This window comes from Alkalicoccobacillus plakortidis (assembly GCF_023703085.1).
Lineage (GTDB): Bacteria > Bacillota > Bacilli > Bacillales > Bacillaceae_D > Alkalicoccobacillus > Alkalicoccobacillus plakortidis.
This window is the reverse complement of record NZ_JAMQJY010000001.1, coordinates 687,792-709,263: the sequence shown is the minus strand read 5'-3', so window position 1 is coordinate 709,263 and position 21,472 is coordinate 687,792. Positions and strand designations below refer to the sequence as shown.

Annotated in this window: 19 protein-coding genes and 2 pseudogenes; all 21 read left to right on the top strand. The window is 40.0% G+C overall.

Features of this window, described 5'->3' with window-relative positions; all coding sequences use genetic code 11:
• Positions 1–14 precede the first annotated feature (14 nt).
• The 21 genes and pseudogenes from flhA to NDM98_RS03750 all read left to right on the top strand — a co-directional run bounded on the left by flhA (position 15) and on the right by NDM98_RS03750 (position 21,345).
• Complete coding sequence (flhA, locus tag NDM98_RS03845) at positions 15–2,057, top strand: flagellar biosynthesis protein FlhA (protein WP_251604758.1); 2,043 nt, start codon at positions 15–17, stop codon at positions 2,055–2,057.
• Positions 2,054–2,581 carry a flagellar biosynthesis protein FlhF gene (locus NDM98_RS03840; RefSeq protein WP_251604757.1) on the top strand — a complete coding sequence of 176 codons (528 nt, stop codon included), beginning with the start codon at positions 2,054–2,056 and terminating at the stop codon, positions 2,579–2,581. The genes flhA and NDM98_RS03840 overlap by 4 nt, the downstream gene beginning before the upstream one ends.
• On the top strand, positions 2,551–2,826 hold the full coding sequence (locus NDM98_RS24540) for a flagellar biosynthesis protein FlhF (protein WP_373370389.1): 276 nt from the start codon (positions 2,551–2,553) through the stop codon (positions 2,824–2,826). The genes NDM98_RS03840 and NDM98_RS24540 overlap by 31 nt, the downstream gene beginning before the upstream one ends.
• Positions 2,795–3,148 carry a flagellar biosynthesis protein FlhF gene (locus tag NDM98_RS03835; RefSeq protein ID WP_251604756.1) on the top strand — a complete coding sequence of 118 codons (354 nt, stop codon included), beginning with the start codon at positions 2,795–2,797 and terminating at the stop codon, positions 3,146–3,148. Before NDM98_RS24540 ends, NDM98_RS03835 begins: the two co-directional genes overlap by 32 nt.
• The gene (locus NDM98_RS03830; protein WP_251604755.1) at positions 3,135–4,025 is read left to right on the top strand and encodes a MinD/ParA family protein; all 891 of its coding nucleotides are present in this window, start codon (positions 3,135–3,137) and stop codon (positions 4,023–4,025) included. The genes NDM98_RS03835 and NDM98_RS03830 overlap by 14 nt, the downstream gene beginning before the upstream one ends.
• Positions 4,026–4,042: 17 nt before the next feature.
• Positions 4,043–5,083, top strand: a complete 1,041-nt coding sequence (locus tag NDM98_RS03825; RefSeq protein ID WP_251604753.1) for a protein-glutamate methylesterase/protein-glutamine glutaminase — start codon at positions 4,043–4,045, stop codon at positions 5,081–5,083.
• A gap of 8 nt (positions 5,084–5,091) precedes the next feature.
• Entirely contained in the window at positions 5,092–5,595 is a 504-nt protein-coding gene (locus NDM98_RS03820; protein ID WP_251604751.1) for a chemotaxis protein CheC, read from the top strand.
• 274 nt (positions 5,596–5,869) lie between these two features.
• Entirely contained in the window at positions 5,870–6,214 is a 345-nt protein-coding gene (locus tag NDM98_RS03815) for a chemotaxis protein CheD (RefSeq protein ID WP_307728646.1), read from the top strand.
• A 43-nt stretch (positions 6,215–6,257) separates the two neighbouring features.
• Entirely contained in the window at positions 6,258–7,025 is a 768-nt protein-coding gene (locus NDM98_RS03810) for a FliA/WhiG family RNA polymerase sigma factor (protein WP_373370353.1), read from the top strand.
• 25 nt (positions 7,026–7,050) lie between these two features.
• Positions 7,051–7,353, top strand: a complete 303-nt coding sequence (locus NDM98_RS03805) for a hypothetical protein (RefSeq protein ID WP_251604750.1) — start codon at positions 7,051–7,053, stop codon at positions 7,351–7,353.
• Between the two features lie 14 nt (positions 7,354–7,367).
• Positions 7,368–7,823 carry a DUF6115 domain-containing protein gene (locus tag NDM98_RS03800; protein WP_251604748.1) on the top strand — a complete coding sequence of 152 codons (456 nt, stop codon included), beginning with the start codon at positions 7,368–7,370 and terminating at the stop codon, positions 7,821–7,823.
• A gap of 161 nt (positions 7,824–7,984) precedes the next feature.
• Positions 7,985–8,717: pseudogene (rpsB, locus tag NDM98_RS03795) on the top strand (30S ribosomal protein S2).
• A 102-nt stretch (positions 8,718–8,819) separates the two neighbouring features.
• Positions 8,820–9,704, top strand: a complete 885-nt coding sequence (gene tsf / locus NDM98_RS03790) for a translation elongation factor Ts (RefSeq protein WP_251604746.1) — start codon at positions 8,820–8,822, stop codon at positions 9,702–9,704.
• An 88-nt stretch (positions 9,705–9,792) separates the two neighbouring features.
• A complete protein-coding gene (gene pyrH, locus NDM98_RS03785; RefSeq protein ID WP_251604744.1) occupies positions 9,793–10,512 on the top strand; it encodes a UMP kinase in 720 nt (239 codons plus the stop codon).
• On the top strand, positions 10,512–11,069 hold the full coding sequence (frr, locus tag NDM98_RS03780; protein WP_251604742.1) for a ribosome recycling factor: 558 nt from the start codon (positions 10,512–10,514) through the stop codon (positions 11,067–11,069). Before pyrH ends, frr begins: the two co-directional genes overlap by 1 nt.
• Before the next feature lie 103 nt (positions 11,070–11,172).
• Positions 11,173–11,940: an undecaprenyl pyrophosphate synthase gene (gene uppS, locus NDM98_RS03775; RefSeq protein ID WP_251604741.1), complete on the top strand. Its 768-nt coding sequence runs from the start codon at positions 11,173–11,175 to the stop codon at positions 11,938–11,940.
• 21 nt (positions 11,941–11,961) lie between these two features.
• Positions 11,962–12,768, top strand: coding sequence for a phosphatidate cytidylyltransferase (locus NDM98_RS03770; RefSeq protein ID WP_251604739.1), 807 nt, complete (start codon positions 11,962–11,964; stop codon positions 12,766–12,768).
• A 38-nt stretch (positions 12,769–12,806) separates the two neighbouring features.
• Entirely contained in the window at positions 12,807–13,952 is a 1,146-nt protein-coding gene (locus NDM98_RS03765; protein WP_251604738.1) for a 1-deoxy-D-xylulose-5-phosphate reductoisomerase, read from the top strand.
• A 24-nt stretch (positions 13,953–13,976) separates the two neighbouring features.
• Entirely contained in the window at positions 13,977–15,224 is a 1,248-nt protein-coding gene (rseP, locus tag NDM98_RS03760; protein ID WP_251604737.1) for an RIP metalloprotease RseP, read from the top strand.
• 30 nt (positions 15,225–15,254) lie between these two features.
• On the top strand, positions 15,255–16,970 hold the full coding sequence (locus NDM98_RS03755; RefSeq protein WP_251604736.1) for a proline--tRNA ligase: 1,716 nt from the start codon (positions 15,255–15,257) through the stop codon (positions 16,968–16,970).
• A gap of 75 nt (positions 16,971–17,045) precedes the next feature.
• Positions 17,046–21,345: pseudogene (locus NDM98_RS03750) on the top strand (PolC-type DNA polymerase III).
• Positions 21,346–21,472 lie beyond the last annotated feature (127 nt).

Sequence of the window (21,472 nt, the reverse complement as noted above, 5' to 3'; positions counted from 1 at the left end):
AGGTTGAAGTAGCAATGAAAATAAAAGATTTAGTTGTATTGTTTGGTGTGATTTTAATTATCGTAATGTTAATTATTCCACTTCCACCTCCCATACTGGATGTTCTGATTATCTTTAATATATCCATATCACTTTTAATCATATTAGTCGCAATGAATACAACAGATTCACTACAGTTTTCTATCTTTCCGACATTACTGCTATTAATTACACTCTTCCGATTAGGATTAAGTGTTTCAACAACCAGATCTATTTTAGGAAATGCGGATGCAGGTAATGTCATTGATACATTCGGGAACTTTGTCATTGGTGGTAACGCCATTGTTGGTTTTGTGGTCTTTATTATTCTAGTTATTATTCAGTTTATCGTTATTACAAAAGGGGCAGAGAGGGTTTCTGAAGTTGGGGCACGCTTCACCCTAGACGCGATGCCAGGAAAACAAATGAGTATTGATGCAGATTTAAATGCTGGTTTGATCTCTGATTCAGAAGCAAAACAACGTCGAGAAAAGATTGAAAAAGAAGCAGACTTTTATGGATCAATGGATGGTGCCAGTAAATTTGTAAAAGGGGATGCCATTGCAAGCATCATTATTGTGGCGATTAACATGATTGTTGGACTCATCATTGGGATGATGCAAATGGGTATGGATCTAAATACGGCCGTCATTACTTATACTCTTCTAACTGTTGGTGATGGATTAGTTTCTCAAATTCCGGCATTGTTGATATCAACTGCAACAGGCATCATCGTGACAAAAGCAGCATCTGAAGGAAGTTTAAGTGGAGATATTACGAAACAAATTTTTGCTTATCCGAAATTACTATATGTAACTGCAGGAACAATCTTTTTGTTAGGGGTGGCGACACCAATTAGCAAGTTGTTGACTTTCTCCATGGTTGGTCTACTTGCGTTTGCAGGTTGGCAATTGCAGAACGTGAAAGCACGAGCACCAGACCTGGATCAGCCATTGGACGATTCTGAAGAGACTCCATCAGATGAGATGAGATCACCAGAAAATGTGGTGAATCTTCTTCAGATTGATCCTATTGAATTTGAATTTGGATATGGACTTATTCCACTTGCAGATACAAATCAAGGTGGGGATCTACTCGATCGAGTGGTCATGATCCGTAGACAAATGGCGATTGAGTTGGGCATGATTGTGCCAGTTATTCGAATTAGAGACAATATACAACTACAGGCTAATGAATATGTAATCAAGATTAAAGGAAACGAAATTGCCAAAGGCGAAGTGCTCTTAGATCATTATATGGCGATGAGTCCTGGCTTTGAAGATGAAAGTATTGTCGGTGTAGAGACCATCGAACCTGCTTTTGGACTTGCAGCATTATGGATTGGTGAAGATATGAAGGAGAAAGCAGAGATGTCGGGGTATACGGTCGTAGATCCACCTTCTGTTGTTTCAACACATCTTACCGAAATCATTAAACGTCATGCACATGAATTATTAGGCCGTCAAGAAACCAGACAGTTGATTGATCATCTGAAAGAAACGTATCCTGTTCTTGTCGAAGAAACAACACCAGCCTTATTATCTATTGGTGATGTGCAACGAGTATTAACAAATCTACTGAAAGAAAATGTATCCATACGAAACCTACCAATGATCTTTGAAACATTAGCGGATTATGGGCAGTTGACAAAGGATATGGATTTACTAACGGAATACGTAAGACAATCATTATCAAGGCAAATTTCAACTCAAGTATCAACTAAAAATGAACCACTTTACGTTGTGACATTAAGTGGTTCCGTTGAAAAGATTGTTGCAGACTCTGTTCAACAGACGGATCACGGTCCGTTTTTATCAATGGATCAAGCTCACTCGCAAAAGATTTTAGATTCGGCTGTTGAAGAAACAAATCGTTTATCACAAATGGGGCAAACGCCAGTACTGTTATGTTCACCTGCTGTGAGAATGTATGTTAGGCAGTTACTTGAGAGGTATTTACCAAATGTACCTGTGCTTTCTTACAATGAGCTTGAGGTGGATGTTGAAGTTCAAAGTGTTGGGGTGGTGAATGCAGAATGAAACTAAAAAAATTCCAAGCAGAATCAATGCCTGAGGCGTTAAATCAAATTCGGACTGAACTTGGTAGTGATGCTGTTATTCTGCATACAAAAGAAATAACAGCGGGTGGTTGGTTTGGCTTTTTTGCCAAAAAGAAACTTGAGGTAACAGCGGCAGTGGATCCTGTTTCAAATGTTACACCTAATCCAAAGGTTGTTGCAGCAGCTCCAGAGATAAAACGAGCAGAAGTTATAAAATCTCCCGCTCTTGTCAAGCAAGCAAGTCAAATAGAAAGAATGAATGTTCCAGATATCATCTTGCACTTAGACCGAGAGCTTGAGAAACAGGATGTTCATACAAAGATTCGTCATGAACTGAAAGAGGATCTATTTGGTTTTTGGTACAGTCAGGATAAAGAAAAACGTACTCCACTTGCTGTGTACAATTTTACAAAGCAGTGGTTTAAGAAACGTTTGCAAGAGGTTAAAATCGGAAGTTCACTTTTTGATAAAAAATACATGATTTTTGCTGTCCCACAGGTGTAGGAAAAACCACAACGATTGCAAAGCTTGCTGCTGAGGCAACACTACAGCATGGAAAAAAGGTTGCGATTTTAACAACGGACACGTACCGTATTGCAGCAATTGAACAGTTAAAAACCTATGCCTCTATTTTAGATGTACCAATTGAAGTTGTTTATTCAATAGAAGATTTTCATGAAGCAACAAACAAGTTTTCTGACTATGATCTACTTTTAGTTGATACAGCTTGGGCGGAATTTCACTCATGACTTTTATTTAAAAGAGTTACAGAAAACGATTCATTTATCTGAACAAGCCTCTTTATATGTTGTATTAGCACTAACGTCAAAATACTCGGACATGGTGGCAGTTATGAATCAATTTAAACAATTGCCCGTCTATCAGCTGATCTTCACTAAAAAAGATGAAACGACTAGTTTTGGAGCTTTGATTAATGTTTGCTTAAATGAGAAATTCGGAATTGCGTATCTGACGAATGGTCAAAATGTTCCTGATGATGTGGTTCACGCGAATGAAGAATTGATTGTACAAGCCGTTATGGAAGGAATCGTTCACGATGGATCAAGCTGAGAGCTTACGAAGAATGATGAAAAAAACAAGTCGTGCGCGTGTCATCGCTATTGCTAGTGGAAAAGGCGGAGTCGGAAAATCAAATTTATGTGTCAATATCGCCATAGGCTTACATGCTCTAGGTCACCGTACCGTCATTCTCGATATGGATAGTGGTATGGGCAATATTGATGTGATTATGGGTGTGCAGCAATCACACCATCTACTTGATATGATCAAAAACCGATTGTCTGTATGGGATGTTATAGAATCAACCTCTTATGGTGTTTCCTACATAGCAGGTGGTTCTGGTTTAACAGATATGGCTCATTTTTCAGCAGAGGATCTGAGTTATTTTCAGCAACAGCTACAAATTTTAGGTAATCATTACGAATATATCTTTTTGGATTTAGGAGCCGGTGTAACAGACGAGAGCTTAGAGCTTCTCGCATCAGCGGATGATTTGTTCATTGTGACAACACCGGAGCCAACAGCACTAACCGATGCCTATAGTTTATTAAAACAATTAATAAAATTGCCCGAGAAGCCACATGTCTTTGCCGTTGCCAATCAAACCGATTCTGAGAAGGAAGGTATTCGTACACTTACAAATTTGTCTCAAGTAGCTAACCAGTTTTTAATGCTTGAATTAAAAAAGCTAGGTAGTGTGCCTCATGACAGACTTGTATCAAAAGCGGTGAAGTCGCAGGTTCCTTATTCTGTGTATCAAAAACAATCAAAAGTAAGTATGGCAACAAGACAAATTGTTCAGACGTATCTAAGTATTGTGACGGATCAAACACCAGAAGTAGAGTCAGCGCAGTTTTTCAAAAGGCTAAGTAGATGGATTTCAACTTCTACTTCAGTCATTAATCAAAAGAAGAATACTAAAGCATAGATAGGAAGTATTCAAACATGAATCAGATAAAGGTGTTAGTTGTAGATGACTCTGCGTTTATGCGTAAGGTTGTAACAGATATCCTACAATCGGATCCAGCTATTCTAGTTGTAGGAACGGCTAGAAATGGTGAAGATGCAGCACTTAAAAATTTAAAGCTTAAGCCGGATGTTATCACGATGGATGTAGAAATGCCGGTTTTAGACGGTCTTGGCGCATTAAAAAGAATTATGAAAGAACGACCTACACCAGTGGTTATGGTAAGTAGCCAAACAAAAATTGGTGGACATACAACCATGCTTGCAATGGAACACGGGGCCGTTGATTTTGTCTCAAAAACAAGTGGTTCCATCTCACTAGACTTATTCACGATTGCAGAGTTATTAAAAGAAAAAATTAAGCTTGCAGCTGGTGCAACAGTCGTTATTCCTGATGAGATGCCAAAGCGAGATTTGCCGACTGTTTTAATGCCACCAATGGCAAGTCAGATTAGAAAACTAGTTGCCATTGGTGTTTCAACAGGTGGACCAAAGGCTCTAAAGGAAGTTTTGATGAATATCCCAACCACACTTCCTGCACCCATTGTGATTGTTCAGCATATGCCTCAAGGATTCACAAAATCGCTAGCCGATCGATTAAACACACTTTGCGACATTCATGTGAAGGAAGCAAGCGATGGGGATATCCTTGAAAAAGGCACTACGTATATTGCTCCAGGTGGTAAACATATGCAGGTTTTAGAGCAATCGGGAGAGTGGATCTGTCGTCTAACAACTGCACCTGTTGTGAATGGACATCGTCCTTCTGTTGATGTTCTCTTTCACTCTATCGCCAAACTAAAAGAGGGTGCGGTGGTTGCTGTTGTGATGACTGGAATGGGATCAGATGGATCAGAAGGCTTAAAACAATTAAAAGAGAACCCATACTGTCGGTCTCTGGCGCAGTCTGAAGAAACAAGCGTGGTTTTTGGAATGCCAAAGATGGCGATTCGAACCACTAAAGTGGACGAGGTTGTCCATTTACAAGATCTCGCAAAACGAATCGTTTCTAGCTGTTAAAGAAGGGAGTGTTTTATCTGAAAAACTATGACTTTATTCACTCAACTCATTTGGATGTCCTTCGAGAAATTGGAAATATCGGGGCGGGACATGCTGCCACCTCATTATCGGCTTTACTTGGAAAAACAATTGAGATGAGTATTCCTGAAGCTAAGGTTATCCCATTTGAAGAGCTTCCCGAACGGATGGGAGGTACTGAAAATGAGATTGCCGCTATCTATGCACAAATTCATGGAGACACTCCCGGCAGCGTGTACTTTTTTTCAGATGTCTCTGAATCCATTACATTAATCCAGCAGTTAACAGGCATATCCGAGGATTCAAAGGATCAGAGTCAAGAGTATGGACAATCTGCTTTTCTTGAAGCGGGAAACATTGTGATCGGTTCCTACCTGTCTGCTTTTGCCGACCTAACTGGACTTAAGGTCTCACGAGGTGTGCCAGATCTTTCAATTGATATGGCTTGGTGCTATTATCAGTCATGGGTTAAGCAGGCTGTTAATTCAAAGTGATGTCGCTATATTTATTGATACGCATATGAAAATAGATGGGGAAGAAACAACTAGAAATTTTGGAAGTATTCTTCTTTTGTTTGATCCAGATTCATTTGAAATATTGTTTAAATCACTTGGGGTCAAGATCGATGAATGATGATGTGATCACAATCGGAATGGCCGAACTCGCATGCTCAGATAAATCAAAAGCATTACGTACGTCTGGATTAGGTTCCTGTGTAGGAGTCATTATCTATCAACATGGCACAAAACATGCTGGATGGCCCATATTATGCTGCCCTCTGTCTCGATTTCTAGTAATAGAGAGCATAAGATTGGGAAATTTGCTGATGTAGCCATTCCGGAGCTAGTCAATCAATTGATTAGCAGAGGAGCCTCAGCCTATCGACTAGAAGCAAAAATTGCTTGCGGAGCTCAGATGTTTGCTTCTGCGGGTAACGAGATGATGCGTGTTGGAGAACGAAATGTAATAGCGGTAAAGGAAAAGCTTGAAGAATTAAAAATCTCAATAATAGCTGAAGACACAGGTGGAAAAAATGGTAGAACTATTTTATTTGATCCCCTGACACACGCGTTAACCATTCGTACCGTTCATCTAGGAACAAAAGTTATTTAACACTCAATTCGTTGTCATTATGATGATATGGAGGTGCAGTAGATTGCCAAATGTAGAAGTAAAGGATGAAAAAAAGATTTGGAAAGATTGGTTCACTGACCGAAGTAGGGAAGCGTGTGATCAGCTGGTTCGTATTTATCTGCCGTTAGTGCAATTTCACGTACAACGTATTTCAGTTGGATTGCCTGGAAGTGTACGAAAGGATGAATTAACAAGTCATGGTTTGTACGGCCTTTTAGACGCGCTTGAAAAATTTGATCCAAATCGAGACTTAAAATTTGATACGTATGCTTCTTTTCGTGTGCGAGGAGCCATTATTGATGGTTTACGCAAGGAGGACTGGCTTTCTCGTTCAATGAGAGAAAAAATTAAACGTGTGGAAGCAGCTTCTGAACGTTTGGAGCAGCAAGAAGGTCGTTATGTATCGAGTGCAGAAGTGGCGACATTTTTGAATATGGATGAAGCAGATGTGGCTCAAATTATGGCAGAGCAATTTGTTGCCAATATATTATCGATCGATGAGCCTACCCAGGAAGCAGAACGACAAGAGTCATTTGCTGCAACAATTGAAGATAAGTTAACAAAAACACCTGAGGATTCCCTTGTTGAGGTAGCAACAAAAGCAGAACTTGCTGAAGTCATTTCAGGCCTAACGGAAAAGGAACAGCTTGTCGTTAGTTTGTTTTATTATGAAGAATTAACCTTAACAGAGATTGGTCACATCCTTGAACTGTCAACGTCAAGAATTTCACAAATTCATTCTAAAGCCTTGTTTAAATTAAAGCAGGCAATGGAAAAGCAGCCTCGGTAAGAAATCGATGTTTTAGGAGGAGACGATGAGTTTTAAGCCAATTGAAGCACTAGGTTCTTTATCTAATACATTTAAGGGAAGCAAGCAGCAAACACAATTACAGCAGAGAGTACAAATGAATGAAGCAATGCTTGCCGAAGCGCAACGACAATCAGATCAAAACGCTAGTAAACAAACGCCACGCTCTGATTTAAACAATGCGGCTCGGTTTACTGCATCTGCAAAAGGTAACTTGCCAACTAAAAAAAGAAAGAAACAAGAAGAACCACACTCATCTCCTAAAAGTCATCACCCGGATAAAGGTACATATATTGATTATTCAACATAAGGAGGAAAGTTGTTGTGGCCATTGTCTATAGTATTCTGAGCCTATGTCTTGTAGGCTTTCTTTTTATTCGATTGCAAACAACCGAACGCCAACTTAAGCAAATTCAACAGCGTCTTGATGATAGTGAACGAGCAAGGGAAGAGGTAGAGCAATCCCTCTTTGTATTTGCTGATGAGATAAAGGAAGGAAATGAACGTGTCCTCCAGCAAGTAGCGAACCATCTAGATAGTAATAGCCATGCGAATGACTCTACATTTGAAACGATAACTGAAGAGGCAAACAAATTGGAATCAGAGCCTTATCAACCGCCTATGCCAACGAATCACCAAGAACAAAAACAAACGTATCATCAATCCCCACAAGCAATGGTTCTTTCCCTTCATAATCAAGGGATGTCATCTAATGATATTGCAAAAAAAATGAATATGGGTAAAGGTGAAGTAGATTTAATCATCAAATTTCAACAATAACCAAACTTATAGTTGCAACAGCCAGTATCATATGGTATATTAATCCACGGTGTTTATTACACACGCCTCTGATTTTAGTGAGGGTGCCTGGGCAACTAGTGTCACTGAAAGATGATGAGAGCGGAGGAAGACAAAAACCAATATAAGAGGAGGTGTTTGATGTGGCAGTTATCTCCATGAAACAATTGCTCGAGGCTGGTGTACACTTTGGTCACCAAACTCGTCGCTTGGAATCCAAAAATGGATCGCTACATCTTCACAGAAAGAAACGGTATCTACATTATTGACCTTCAAAAGACGGTCAAAAAAGTTGAGCAAGCGTACAATTTTGTTCGCGACATTGCTGCAGACGGAGGAAAAATCCTTTTTGTCGGCACAAAGAAACAAGCTCAAGACTCAGTAAGAGACGAAGCAGCACGTTGTGGAATGTATTTCATTAACCAACGCTGGCTTGGTGGGACGTTGACAAACTTTGAAACCATTCAAAAGCGTATCAAACGTCTTAAAAACCTAGAAAAAATGGAACAGGACGGAACATTTGATGTTCTTCCGAAAAAAGAAGTAATTCTTCTAAACAAAGAAAAAGATCGTCTTGAGAAGTTTCTAGGCGGTATTAAAGATATGAAGGGCGTTCCTGATGCCTTGTTTGTTATCGACCCTCGTAAAGAGCGTATTGCGATTGCTGAAGCTCACAAGTTGAACATCCCAATCGTTGCGATTGTTGATACAAACTGTGATCCAGATGAGATTGATTATGTAATCCCTGGTAACGATGATGCAATTCGTGCAGTAAAACTTCTTACTGGTAAAATGGCTGACGCAGTTATTGAAGCGACAGCTCATGAAGAGCAAGAAGAAGAAGCGGAAGTTGAAGAAGAAACAACTACAGCTTAATGACGTTTCCAAAAAGGGTCGTAAGGGGAGAAACCCTTTACGACTCTTTTTGTTACGTTCGATGGATTTAATTCTTGTACGAAATTAGAGGAGGACGAATACATGGCAGTAACAGCTAGTATGGTAAAAGAATTGCGCGAAAAAACAGGCGCAGGTATGATGGATTGTAAAAAAGCACTAACAGCAACTGATGGTGATATGGAAAAAGCGATCGATTTTCTACGTGAAAAAGGAATCGCAAGCGCAGCTAAAAAAGCAGATCGTGTAGCTGCTGAAGGTCTTGCAGCTGTTGTTACAGATGGTAACAAAGCAGCAATCGTTGAAGTAAACTCAGAGACAGACTTCGTAGCTAAAAACGAAGGCTTCCAAACTCTAGTTAAAGAGCTTGCTGAGCATTTACTTGCTAAGTCACCTGCAACAGTTGAAGAAGCGCTTGAGCAACCATTTAAAGATGGTGGACAAACTGTTCAAGAATACATCAATTCAGCAATCGCTAAAATTGGTGAAAAACTATCTCTACGTCGTTTCTCAGTTGTTGAGAAAGAAGATGGAGATGTATTTGGCGGATACCTTCACCAAGGTGGACGTATTGGTGTATTAACAGTAATTGGTGGTTCTTCTGATGAAGATCTTGCTAGAGATGTAGCGATGCATGTTGCAGCTATTCGTCCGACATATGTATCTCGTGACGAAGTTGAAGCTGAAGAAGTGAATCGTGAGCGTGAAGTTCTTAAGCAACAAGCTCTAAATGAAGGTAAACCAGAAAACATTGTAGAAAAAATGGTAGAAGGTCGCCTAAGCAAATATTTTGAGCAAGTGTGTCTTCTTGATCAGCCGTTTGTAAAAGATGGAGATCAAAAAGTCGGTAAATTCCTTCAGGCTAAAAACGCAACAGCTAAATCATTTGTTCGTTTTGAAGTTGGAGAAGGTCTTGAAAAACGTGAAGAGAACTTTGCAGAAGAAGTTATGTCACAAGTAAAGAAATAATATAGGAAGGGACACCTGTGTGTCCCTTTTTTCAAAGTAAAGACACTTTTAAAAGAGTAGACTTCGCGTAAAGCTGATGGAGGTAACGATGAACAAGTATAATCGAGTCGTGTTAAAGTTAAGTGGAGAAGCACTTGCTGGTGAACTAGGGTATGGAATAGACCCAGTAGTCATTCAATCTGTTGCCAAGCAGATTAAAGAAATAGTAGAATTAGATGTTGAAGTGGCCATCGTTGTTGGTGGAGGAAACATCTGGCGTGGAATGGCAGGAAGTGCAAAAGGCATGGATCGTGCAACAGCAGATTACATGGGCATGCTAGCTACTGTAATGAACTCACTGGCCCTACAAGATAGCCTTGAGGATATTGAAGTACAATCTCGTGTACAGACATCGATTGAAATGCGCCAAGTTGCTGAACCTTACATCAGAAGAAAAGCGATTCGTCACCTTGAAAAGAAACGTGTTGTGATTTTTGCAGCAGGCACAGGTAATCCTTATTTCTCAACTGATACGACGGCAGCCTTACGTGCAGCTGAAATTGAAGCAGAGGTCATATTAATGGCTAAAAACAAAGTTGATGGTGTGTATAGCGCTGATCCATCGATTGACGAAACAGCTGTTAAGTACAAAGAAATTACATATATGGATGTGCTGAAAGAGGGTCTTGCAGTAATGGATTCTACAGCATCATCTCTATGCATGGACAACGATATTCCATTAGTTGTCTTCTCAATTCTTGAAGAAGGTAACATCAAACGAGCAGTTCTGAAAGAAGATATTGGAACCATAGTGAGGGGGAATAAATAATGACAACAGAAGTAAAACAGCAAGCGAATGAAAGAATGACAAAAGCAATTGAATCATTACGTCGTGAGTTAGCTAAGCTAAGAGCAGGACGCGCAAATCCAACGATTTTAGATCGCGTAACCGTTGAATATTACGGAGCGCTTACTCCTTTAAATCAACTGGCTACGATCTCAGTACCTGAAGCTAGACTTCTTGTTATTCAGCCATTTGATAAATCTTCCATTGCTGATGTAGAACGAGCAATCCAAAAAGCTGATCTTGGATTAACACCTTCTAATGACGGTCAATTAATTCGTATTGCGATTCCGGCTTTAACGGAAGAGCGTCGCAAGGATTTAGTTAAAATTGTAAAGAAGTCAGCTGAAGAAACCAAAGTTGCGATTCGTAATATTCGTCGTGATGCAAACGATGAATTAAAGAAGCAACAAAAAGATGGCGAGTTGACTGAAGATGATCTAAGACAATCTACTGATGAGATTCAAAAGCTTACAGATCAGTTTATTGCAAATGCGGACAAAGAAGCAGATCATAAAGAACAAGAAATTATGGAAGTGTGAGCGATTTCCATGTAAAATGAATCAAGAATAAGACCCTCTATTTTAAGGGGGTTTTTTCTTCTTATGATTTTACGTTACTGTTAGATAGATGGAGGGCGCACGAATGCTTGAGATATTTTCTAAATGGAAAGCGAACTTAACGTCAGCTGATGTACCAGATCAAGCAGAAGAAGGCGAGCTTCCACAGCACATCGCCATCATCATGGACGGCAACGGTAGGTGGGCAAAGAAAAAAGGATTGCCGCGAATTGCTGGACATCGTGAGGGAATGAAGGTTGTCACAAAAATCGTCCGAACTGCTAGTAATATAGGAATTGAAGTCTTAACGTTATATGCGTTTTCCACTGAAAATTGGAAGCGGCCAAAAAAAGAAGTTGATTATTTGCTAGGATTACCTGAAAGATATCTTAGCGCTGAACTTCCAAAGCTGATTGAAAATAATGTTCAAGTTAGACTCATAGGCACAACAGAAAATCTACCGGATCACACGTTACGAGCGGTAGAGAAGGCGATTAAAGACACGAAGCACAATACAGGTATGATCTTGAACTTTGCATTAAACTATGGAAGCCGCTTTGAGATGCTTGAAGCAATGAAAAGTGTTGGACGGAAAATAGAAAGCGGCGAATTAAAAGCCGATTTTATAACAGAAGAACATATTCAAACACACTTAATGACTTCAAAATTAAAGGATCCTGATCTGTTAATTCGTACAAGTGGAGAAATCCGTTTGAGCAACTTCATGCTTTGGCAACTAGCCTACAGTGAATTCTGGTTTACAGATGTATTATGGCCGGATTTTAAGGAGCAGGACTTTATGGAGGCCATTGCGGTATATCAGAAACGAAAACGCCGATACGGCGGGGTCTAGGCATAAGGGGGTTGACTCAGTATGAAACAGCGTATTATTACAGGTGTCGGATTTGGCATCGTAATGATTGCGATGATTTTTCTAGGCGGAACAGTGTTTAATCTAGCTGTTAGTATTGCTGCCTCAATCGCAATGATTGAACTACTAAGAATGAAAAAAATGCGGGCCTTGTCTTTAACAGGAATTACAGGTCTGATTTCCATGTGGATATTACTCGTACCAGCTTCTTGGTTTAACGCGGTTTTTCCGTTTCAGTTTACAAAAGTCGAGTTATTTATCTTCTTTATTTTAATTATGCTTATGTTGACGGTTCTGACAAAAAACACATTTACATTTGATGAAGTCGGATTTGTTGTTTTATCATCGGTATATGTTGGGTTTGGTTTTCATTACCTCATGCTAACTAGAGAAACGCCTAATATTGGAATGGCGTTAGTGTTCTTTGTTATCCTGTTAATTTGGACAACCGATTCGGCTGCTTATTTTGTTGGACGAGCTATTGGTAAAAATAAGCTTTGGCCAGATATAAGTCCGAATAAAACAATAGAAGGATCACTAGGAGGCGTTTTCTTTGCCTTGCTTCTCGGCACTGCGTTTTACTTTTTGTTACCCGATTTATCTGTATACATAAGCTTTACAACAGCATTTATTATCATGGTAGTGGCCTCTGTATTTGGACAAATAGGTGATTTAGTAGAATCTGCATTAAAACGTCATTATGCTGTAAAGGACTCGGGAAATGTGTTGCCTGGTCATGGTGGAATATTAGACCGTTTTGACAGTTTAATCTTTGTGATGCCTATTCTTCACCTCATTCAATTAATTTGAGCATTCGACAATAAATGAGACAAATGGAGAGTGATTGTTTGAAGAAGATCAGTTTATTAGGCTCAACTGGATCAATCGGGACACAAACATTAGATGTCATTCGATCTAATCCTGACTATTTTAAACTTGTTGCGCTATCAGCTGGTTCAAATATTGAGCTTGTTAGTAAGCAAGTACGAGAATTTAAGCCGGCGCTTGTTAGTGTAAAACGAGACGAAGATGTTGAGAAGTTAAAACAAGAAATAGGGGATGTTGCGATCATTCTTTCTGGAGAAGAAGGGCTGATGGAAGTAGCGTGCCATGAAGATGCACATGTGTTGGTAAACGCTGTAATTGGAAGTGTTGGTTTAAAACCAACGCTTGCTGCAATCAAAGCGGGACGAGACATTGCCATAGCCAATAAAGAAACTCTTGTAACAGCAGGTCATATTGTGACAACTGAAGCGAATAGACATGGAGTATCATTGATTCCTGTTGATAGCGAACACTCTGCTATTTTTCAAGCATTAAATGGTGAAGATGCATCGTCAATTGATCGATTAATTATCACTGCATCAGGAGGTAGTTTTAGAGATCGGACAAGGGAAGAACTAAAGGGTGTAACCGTTAAGGAAGCTTTAGCTCATCCCAATTGGTCAATGGGTTCTAAAATTACAATTGATTCAGCAACGATGATGAACAAAGGTTTAGAAGTGATTGAAGCACACTGGTTGTTTAATATTGCTTACGATCAAATTGATGTTCTCATGCATCGAGAAAGCATTATTCACTCCATGATAGAGTTTAGTGATCGTAGTGTAATGGCGCAGCTCGGAACGGCTGATATGCGCTTACCAATCCAATATGCCCTAACATACCCTAAGCGACTTGCGCGAGAGACTGCGGACAGGTTAAACTTATGGGAAATGGAGAAGCTCCATTTTGGAAAATTGGACATGGAACGTTATCGCTGTATGAAATTTGCGTATGATGCTGGTCGAGAAGCAGGCACGGTACCAACTGTGTTAAATGCTGCGAATGAAATTGCGGTTGCTGCGTTCTTAAACAATCAGATTTCATTTTTACAGATTGAAGATTTAATTGAAGCATCATTAAATCAGCATGAACGGATTGCCGATCCAAATCTTGAAGAGATTCTTCATGCTGATGAGCAGACACGCAGATTTGTGCAAGCAAAATTGTAGCAAGAAAGGCGGAGAAGATTAACATTGAATACATTACTTTCATTTCTGGTTATTTTTAGTGTGCTTGTATTTGTTCACGAATGGGGGCATTTGTATTTTGCTCAAAAAGCCGGAATTCTCTGCCGTGAGTTTGCGATAGGTATGGGTCCTAAGCTTTTTTCTTTTAAACGAGATGAAACAATCTATACAGTACGTCTCCTTCCTATTGGTGGGTTTGTTCGGATGGCAGGAGAAGATCCTGAGCAAATTTCAATTAAACCAGGTTATGAAGTTGGACTAGTTCTCGATGAACAGGACAAAGTGACAAAAATTTATGTCAATAATAAGTCGAAGCATCCAGAAGCTCAGGTGGTTCAGGTTGAACGAATTGATTTAGAAAGAGAACTGGTCATCGAGGCGTTTGATGATGAGGACCAACGTATCGTGTATCAGGTCCATGAACGAGCAGATGTCATTCAAGACGAAGTGCCAAATCAAATTGCTCCTTATAATCGCCAATTTGGCTCTAAATCTGTTGGAAAACGTGCAATGGCCATTTTTGCGGGGCCATTGATGAACTTTGTGCTGGCATTTGTGTTGTTTGTAGTAATCGCATCAATTAATGGAGTTCCAACACCAGAAGTTTCAGCGGTAAGTCCTGGATCAGGAGCTGAAGCAGCAGGTATTCAGGAAAATGATGTCATTCAAAGCCTTAATGGGCAAGATGTGTCAACGTGGAGACAAGTGACATCGATTATTGAAGATCATCCTAATTCTACATTAACAGTTGGTGTTGAACGAGATGGACAGATTATTCAGCTAGAGGCAGACACGATTTCGATTGACTTAGGACCTGAGCAAATAGGTCAACTAGGTGTGAGTCCCGTTGCTGAAAGGAATTTTGGGGCTGCCTTTTTAGAAGGGTTTATCATGCCTTATGAATTAACAGTGTCGATCTTTAAAACGCTTGGCACGATTATTACAGGGCAATTCTCACTTGATTATATCGCCGGTCCTGTTGGAATCTATAACATTACTGGTGAAGCAGCATCGCTCGGTATTTTAACTCTGATTAATTTTGCGGCCATGTTAAGTGTAAATCTAGGAATTATTAATCTGTTGCCAATTCCAACGATGGATGGAGGCAGACTAGTATTTTTAGGGTACGAGGCTGTAAGAGGAAAACCAGTTGATCCACAAAAAGAAGGTATGATTCAGTTTGTTGGCTTTGCCTTTCTGATGCTTCTTATGATAGTGGTTACTTGGAATGATATAAGTAAGTTGTTTATGTAGAGATAGAAATTGAGAAGGGACTAGGGATTTATGAGACAAAAAACATTTTTGTTACCAACATTACGTGATGTACCTTCTGATGCAGATGTAAAAAGTCATCAGCTGATGTTACGTGCAGGTATGATGCGTCAAACAGCTGCAGGTGTCTATACGTATTTACCATTAGCTAAACGTGTGATCGCAAAAGTAGAAGCTATTGTTCGTGAAGAGCTTGAAGCAATTGAAGCACAAGAGCTAACTCTTCCATCTCTTCATCCTGCTGAGCTTTGGCAGGAGACCGGTCGTTGGGATAAAATGGGTGGTGAGTTAATCCGTTTAAAAGATCGCCACGGACGTGACTTTGCTCTTGGGCCAACTCATGAAGAAGTGATTACGAGTATCATTCGTGATGCAATTGGCTCTTATAAAAAACTTCCTCTAAATGTTTTTCAGATTCAAACAAAATTCCGCGATGAACGACGTCCGCGGTTTGGATTGCTTAGAGGAAGAGAGTTTATTATGAAAGATGCCTATTCCTTTCATGGTACAGAAGAGAGCTTAGATGAAACCTATCAAGCGATGTATCAAGCGTATGAGCGCATTTTTACTAGAGCGGGCTTAACTTTTCGTGCAGTCATTGCTGACTCAGGTGCGATGGGTGGTAAGGACACATTTGAATTCATGGCGCTAGCTGAAGTTGGCGAGGATACGATTGCTTATTCTGATACTTCTACGTACGCGGCAAATATTGAAATGGCAGCTGTGTTACCTGAGGAAAATGAAGAAGCTACTTCTTCTGAACCTTTACAGAAAGCCACAGTTACAGCAGCTTTAACGATAAAAGAAGCGGCACAGCAATTAGAGTGGCCATTATCTCATACTGTTCGCACTGTGCCTGTCAAATTGAATGATGATGAAATTGTGTTACTCTTGCTTCGTGCGGATCATGAGTTAAATGAAGTGAAGTCTATACACGAGCTTCATGTTAAGTCAGTATCAGTGCTTAGTGAGCAAGAAGTTGAACAAGCATTTAACGTTGAGGCTGGATTGCTCTCCGCTCTTGATCAAGAAGGTATTCGAATCATTGCTGACCAATCTCTTAAAGGTTTATCAGGAATCTTAATGAATACAGCGACGAAAGATGAAGTTGCCATTCAAGTTGATCCTGCACGTGATTTAAAGATTGATAGTTATGCTGACCTACGTACAATTCAAGAAGGGGACGCGTCTCCTGATGGTGAAGGTACGATTCAATTTGCACGTGGAATTGAAATTGGACAAGTCTTTAAACTAGGAACCTTCTATTCGGATTCAATGGGAGCGACGTTCTTAGATCAAAATGGACGAGCGAATCCTTACAAGATGGGCTGTTACGGAATTGGTATTTCTCGTACAGTTGCAGCTATTATTGAACAGCATAACGATGAGAATGGAATTATTTGGCCAGTTTCGGTTGCTCCATTTGATCTTCATCTATTAACGTTAAACTCGAAAAATGAAGAGCAAGTAGAGCTTTCTGAACAACTTTATGCCTCACTCAAACAATCAGGTTGGGATGTGTTATATGACGATCGCCCTGAGAGAGCTGGTGTGAAGTTTAAGGATGCTGACCTCATAGGTATGCCGATCCGTGTAGCTGTTGGTAAAAGAGCACAAGAAGGCTTTGTTGAACTAAAAGTACGTTCAACTGGCGAGTCTCTTGATGTACATGTAGATGATCTTGCAGAAACGATTCAATCAAAACTGCAGGAGCTCTCAAACGTATAAATTGTTTGGGCTGATCCGATCCTGTATCAGCCCTTTTTTATTTTGATAAATGAATCCTAATAGGGGGTGCCAGAAATCGATCAAGATAAGCAGATACGACAAGAAAGACTGCAATTATTATTGACGCAGTTACAAATTCCTGAAGAGATTGTTTCTGGTTATTTTACTAATGGCTATATTCAAAAACTAGTGATCTCAAAAGAAAAGAAAAGCTGGCATTTTCATATTACGATCCCGCAGCTTGTTCCAGCATCTGTTTATCAGTTGTTTGCGGACCGTCTTACACATACATTTAAACATATAGCTGAAGTAACCCATAGCTTCCATTATGAAACAAGTGCCCCAACAGAATCGGTTTGGTTAGGCTATTGGCCACTTGTTGTTTCAAAGGTCACGGACGTCTCTGATGCATTACGTACATTATTAAAAAATCAAACACCAGCATTTGATGGAAGAGTAGCGACCATTCAGGTGCGTAATGAAACAGAAGCGACTGCATTAAAACGTAAACTTGCAGAACCATTAAATGAATGTCTTTCAACATTTGGATTGCCGAACGTTTTACTCGAAGCAAAATATCAGGAATCCACTCAAGCCTTTGAGCAATTTGTCAAAAATCGTGAAGAAGAGGACCACTCCAAAGTGGTCGAAGCGATGATTGAGAAGAAAAAAGCAGAGGAACAGGCAGCAAATGATCTGCAAGGCAAACCTCTTATGCTTGGTTATCCTATTAAAGACGATGCGACACCGATTGAAGGCATTCTTGATGAAGAACGCAGAATTACGGTTCAAGGCTTAGTGTTTGCCTCAGAAATTCGTGAACTACGTAGCGGACGCTCGTTATTAACCTTTAAAATAACAGATTACACGGACTCTATCCTGGTGAAAATCTTCTCTCGTGATAAGGAAGACTTGCCACTGCTTTCAGCTGTTAAAAAAGGAATGTGGCTGAAGGTTCGAGGGGGCATCCAAAACGATACGTTTGTTCGCGACCTCGTTATGATCGCGAATGATATCAATCAGATTCAACCAGAAGTTATTACGGATAACGCAGAAGAGAAACGAGTAGAACTTCACCTCCATTCATCAATGAGTCAAATGGATGGTATGACGTCTGTTGGTCGCTACGTTGAGCAAGCAGCGGCGTGGGGACATAAAGCAATGGCTATTACTGATCATGCTGTTGCTCAAGCTTTTCCAGAGGCCTACTCTGCAAGTAAAAAACACGGGATAAAAGTATTATTTGGTCTAGAAGCGAATCTAGTCGATGATGGGGTTCCGATTGCCTACAATGAAAAAAAGCTAGATCTTGAAACCGCTGAATACGTTGTTTTTGACGTGGAGACAACTGGTTTGTCAGCCGTCTATAATACAATTATTGAGCTTGCTGCTGTCAAAATTAAAGATGGGGAAATAATTGATCGCTTTGAGTCTTTTGCCGACCCACATGAACCTTTAAGTCACACTATCATGAATTTGACTGGTATCACAGATGATATGGTACGAGGGCAGCCGGAAGTAGAAGATGTGTTGAAGGATTTTTATGAGTTTGCAAAAGGGTCTGTACTTGTTGCTCATAATGCTAGCTTTGACATTGGATTCTTAAATGTTGGTTACAAAAGGATGGATATGGGAGAAGTAACAAACCCAGTCATTGACACACTTGAGCTTGGCCGGTTTTTATATCCAGAGTTGAAAAATCACCGCTTAAATTCATTATGTAAGAAATTTGATATCGAGCTTGTGAGTCATCACCGGGCTATCTATGATGCGGAAGCCACAGGTTATTTGCTTTGGAAAATGCTTAAGGATGCTCGTGCAAAAGAAATTCTTTCTCATGACGAGATTAATCAACACATGGGACAAGGGAATTTTCATCGCCAACGACCGTCACATTGTACAATTCTTGTGACATCACAAACAGGTCTGAAAAATTTATATAAACTTATAAGCATTTCGCATCTAGAATACTTTTTCAGGAATCCGCGTATTCCGCGCTCACAGTTAAACAAGTACCGTGAAGGATTAATTATTGGTTCGGCTTGTGATAAAGGTGAAGTGTTTGAAGGGATGATGCAGAAATCTGCAGATGAAGTTGAGAGCTTGGCCGCTTTTTATGATTATTTTGAAGTGCAACCGCCGTCTAACTATGCTCATTTAATTGAGCGGGAATTGGTTAAAAATGAAGAGTCCTTACATGAGATCATCGGTAATATCGTTGAGCTTGGTAAAAAACTAGACAAACCAGTCGTTGCGACAGGCAATGTACACTATCTGCAAAAAGAAGATCATATTAACCGCAAAATCCTCATTGCTTCACAAGGTGGAGCAAATCCGTTAAATCGTCAAGAGTTGCCTGAAGTGCATTTCCGTACGACAACAGAGATGCTTCAGCTCTTCTCCTTTTTAGGTGAAGAAACAGCGAAGGAGATTGTGGTGACGCAAACGAATGCGATTGCTGATTTGGTAGAAGACGGAATCCAAGCCGGTACCAGATGATCTGTACGCGCCAAAAATTGAAGGTGCCGATGATGAGATTAGGCAAATGAGTTATGACATGGCTAAAAGCATCTATGGTGAAGAACTACCTGAAATTGTAACGGCTCGACTTGAAAAAGAGTTGAAAAGTATCATTGGGCATGGTTTTGCTGTTATCTATCTTATTTCTCATAAGCTCGTGAAAAAGTCATTGATAGATGGGTATCTTGTTGGATCAAGGGGGTCTGTTGGATCCTCGCTCGTTGCAACGATGACGGAGATCACAGAGGTTAATCCATTAGCACCTCACTATGTATGTCCAAAATGTTGTCATTCTGAGTTTTTTGATGACGGTAGTGTCGCTTCTGGCTTTGACTTAAAGGATAAGGATTGCACAGAGTGCGGAACGGCTTATGTGAAGGATGGTCAAGATATTCCTTTTGAAACCTTCTTAGGATTTAAAGGAGATAAAGTTCCCGATATTGATTTGAACTTCTCAGGTAGTTACCAACCGCGTGCTCACCAATACACCAAAGAGCTATTTGGTGAAGAATATGTGTACAGAGCGGGAACAATTGGAACGGTTGCCGAAAAAACGGCGTATGGTTATGTGAAAGGCTATCAAAGTGATCATGACTTAATCATGCGGGGAGCAGAGATTGATCGCCTTGTTTCTGGAACCACAGGAGTAAAGCGAACAACTGGACAGCACCCTGGTGGAATTATCGTTGTCCCAGATTATATGGACATTCATGATTTCAGTCCAATTCAATTCCCGGCTGATGATAAGAACTCTGAGTGGAAAACAACTCATTTTGATTTCCATTCTATCCATGATAATTTGTTAAAGCTTGATATTCTTGGCCATGATGATCCAACCGTAATTCGTATGCTCCAAGATCTAAGTGGCATTGATCCAAAAACCATTCCAACGGATGACCCAGAGGTTATGAAAATCTTTAGTGGTCCAGATGTGCTCGGTGTCGATGAAGAACAAATTATGTGTAAAACCGGTACACTTGGGATTCCGGAATTCGGAACGCGTTTTGTAAGGCAAATGCTTGAGGAAACCAAACCAAGTACATTCTCTGAGCTCGTCCAGATCTCTGGTCTTTCACACGGAACCGATGTATGGCTGAATAATGCCAATGAGTTAATTTACAATGGTACATGCGAGTTAAAAGATGTAATTGGGTGCCGGGATGATATCATGGTGTATTTAATTTATAAGGGTCTTGATTCCTCTTTAGCCTTTAAGATTATGGAGTTTGTGCGTAAAGGAAAAGGGCTGCAACAAGAGTGGATTGATGAGATGAAGAAAAACAATGTGCCAGATTGGTATATTCAATCATGCTTAAAGATTAAATATATGTTCCCTAAAGCCCACGCGGCCGCTTATGTTTTGATGGCCGTTCGAATTGCCTATTTTAAAGTGCATCATCCTATTTTGTATTACGCATCTTATTTTACGGTTCGTGCAGATGATTTTGATATGGATACGATGATAAAAGGTTCAACGGCTATCCGTGCTAAAATCGATGAAATTAACAAAAAGGGATTAGACGCCGCACCAAAAGAAAAAGCCGTGTTAACGGTTTTAGAATTAGCTCTTGAAATGTGTGAGCGAGGATTTTCATTCCAAAAAGCAGATCTCTACCGTTCTTCTGCTGATGAGTTTATTGTCGATGGGGTGAGTTTGCTTCCACCATTTAATTCATTAACTGGTGTTGGGACCAATGCTGCTCATAATATAGTACGAGCTAGGCAGGAGAGAGAATTCCTATCAAAAGAGGATTTACAGCAACGTGGTAAGCTCACAAAAACAGTCGTTGAAAATTTAGATGATCATGGCTGTTTAGAGGGATTACCAGATTCAAATCAGCTCTCTTTGTTCTAAGAGTGCGATAGCTTCATCAGTTGCAAAAGCACCATGAGTATGCTAATCTTGATATGGTAATACTTAGAATACGTTCGGAGGAGAGTGGGGCAACCCACTCTTTCATTTTTGTGCAGCCTCATATGTA

Coding starts and splice junctions, on each gene's coding strand:
- NDM98_RS03755 (WP_251604736.1), top strand. CDS start 15,255: ATGAGACAAAAAACATTTTTGTTACCAACATTACGTGATGTACCTTCT.
- NDM98_RS03840 (WP_251604757.1), top strand. CDS start 2,054: ATGAAACTAAAAAAATTCCAAGCAGAATCAATGCCTGAGGCGTTAAAT.
- NDM98_RS03815 (WP_307728646.1), top strand. CDS start 5,870: ATGCTGCCCTCTGTCTCGATTTCTAGTAATAGAGAGCATAAGATTGGG.
- NDM98_RS03825 (WP_251604753.1), top strand. CDS start 4,043: ATGAATCAGATAAAGGTGTTAGTTGTAGATGACTCTGCGTTTATGCGT.
- flhA (WP_251604758.1), top strand. CDS start 15: ATGAAAATAAAAGATTTAGTTGTATTGTTTGGTGTGATTTTAATTATC.
- frr (WP_251604742.1), top strand. CDS start 10,512: ATGACAACAGAAGTAAAACAGCAAGCGAATGAAAGAATGACAAAAGCA.
- pyrH (WP_251604744.1), top strand. CDS start 9,793: ATGAACAAGTATAATCGAGTCGTGTTAAAGTTAAGTGGAGAAGCACTT.
- NDM98_RS03805 (WP_251604750.1), top strand. CDS start 7,051: ATGAGTTTTAAGCCAATTGAAGCACTAGGTTCTTTATCTAATACATTT.
- tsf (WP_251604746.1), top strand. CDS start 8,820: ATGGCAGTAACAGCTAGTATGGTAAAAGAATTGCGCGAAAAAACAGGC.
- uppS (WP_251604741.1), top strand. CDS start 11,173: ATGCTTGAGATATTTTCTAAATGGAAAGCGAACTTAACGTCAGCTGAT.
- NDM98_RS03830 (WP_251604755.1), top strand. CDS start 3,135: ATGGATCAAGCTGAGAGCTTACGAAGAATGATGAAAAAAACAAGTCGT.
- NDM98_RS03770 (WP_251604739.1), top strand. CDS start 11,962: ATGAAACAGCGTATTATTACAGGTGTCGGATTTGGCATCGTAATGATT.